The 1,520-nt window shown below is 57.1% G+C and carries 1 protein-coding gene and 1 pseudogene; one reads left to right on the forward strand and one right to left on the reverse strand.

All coding sequences use genetic code 11. The features are described 5' to 3' along the window. A partial coding sequence (locus BSU04_RS03470) for a transposase domain-containing protein (protein ID WP_144021109.1) occupies window positions 1-271 on the forward strand: 271 nt, incomplete at its 5' end. Window positions 272-324: 53 nt separating this feature from the next. Here the strand turns inward: BSU04_RS03470 and BSU04_RS03475 are convergent. Next, window positions 325-1,404: pseudogene (locus BSU04_RS03475) on the reverse strand (IS256 family transposase); the annotation flags it as partial. Window positions 1,405-1,520: the final 116 nt, after the last annotated feature.

Raw genomic sequence — 1,520 nt, forward strand, 5'->3', positions numbered from 1 at the left:
AGCTTGGCCGATTTGTAACAACGCATGCGAAAATTCAATCAGACCGTTTGTCGTCGGAAGAAAAAATTGGCTCTTTAGTGACACGGTGGCGGGCGCCAAGGCAAGTCTCAACCTGTACTCGCTGATCGAAACCTGCAAGGCCAACGACATTGATATATATCGGTATCTGGTCGATCTGTTCAAGGCGTTGCCGTACGCAAAAGTCGCCGACGACTACGAAGCATTGCTGCCGTGGAAGCTTGGCACGCCCGCTCGTAAGCCGACCGTTTAATCGCTAACCTATCTGACCTAACACCGCAACGGGCGGGTTCGTTGACCGCTTACGGTTGTTCGATGTCGGACTGTGGCGAAGGTCGACTCAATGGGATTGGTTGTTCTCAAATGCTGCCAGTGTTCGGCAGGAAAGTCATAGAAGGCAAGCAGTTCATCGCTGTCTTTCGTGAGTTTTTCCGTCGCCTTTGGATACTTGGCCGAATAAGCGTCAGTAAAGCGATTAAAGGCCGCGAGGGCCTCCTCGCGCGTGGCGGCTTGCCAAATCTCCTGCAAGCCGGCTTTAGCCCGCCCGTGCTGTGATTTGGGCAAGGCGTTGAGCACATTTCCGGTCTTGTGGAACCAGCAACGCTGGTGCCGCGTCTTCGGAAACACTTCGGCCAATGCCGCCCACAGACCCATTGCCCCGTCGCCAGCCGCGAGCAGTGGACCGCTTTGTAGGCCTCGTGCCTTCAGATCCAGCAAGAGCTCGCACCAGGCGTCCTTCGACTCGCGGAACCCGTCGCCGATCGCCACGCGTTCTTTCGTTCCGTCCGGCTTCACGCCGATGATGACCAACAAGCACTGGCCGTCCGAATCGTCACTGCGCAGCCCCGTGTGAATGCCGTCAGCCCACCAATAGACCCAGCGCGCGTTTGACAGATCGCGTTGATTCCAAAGGGCGTGCTCATCGGCCCACTGAGCCTTTAGACGGCTGACCACGTTGGGCGAAAGACCTTTGGCCTCTTCGCCCAGCAGCACGCTCAGCGCCTCGCCCATGTCGCCGGTCGAGACGCCACGTAGATACAGCCAAGGCAACGCCGCTGACACGCGGGGTGACTTCCGAATGTAGGGTGGCACGATGTTCGAATTGAACTTCACGCCCGAACCCGAGCGATCGCGAACCTTCGGCACCTTCACGGTGACCGGGCCGATCGCCGTGACAACCTCGCGCTCAGGCAGGTAGCCATTGCGAATCACAGTCCGTCGTCCATCAAGGGTCTTCACGTTGTCGTATCTTTCTAGCAATGCCGCCAATTCTGCCTCGATCGCTTGCTGGACAATCTGCCGCGCGCCCTGTTGAATCAAATCGTCCAGCCCACTGGGCCGTGCTTCCGATTTACCCGCGCTTGTTTCTTCTGTAAGCTTCTTCATTGGTGGTGGATCTCGGTTTGGCTGGTTGTTACTCTAGACAAGCAACATTCTCAGCTAAACCGCCACCGCCTTCAAATCCTTGCCTCACCCCGAACACCACTTTCGACCATAACTCA

The organism is Caballeronia sordidicola (assembly GCF_002220365.1).
Classification (GTDB): Bacteria; Pseudomonadota; Gammaproteobacteria; order Burkholderiales; family Burkholderiaceae; genus Caballeronia; species Caballeronia sordidicola_C.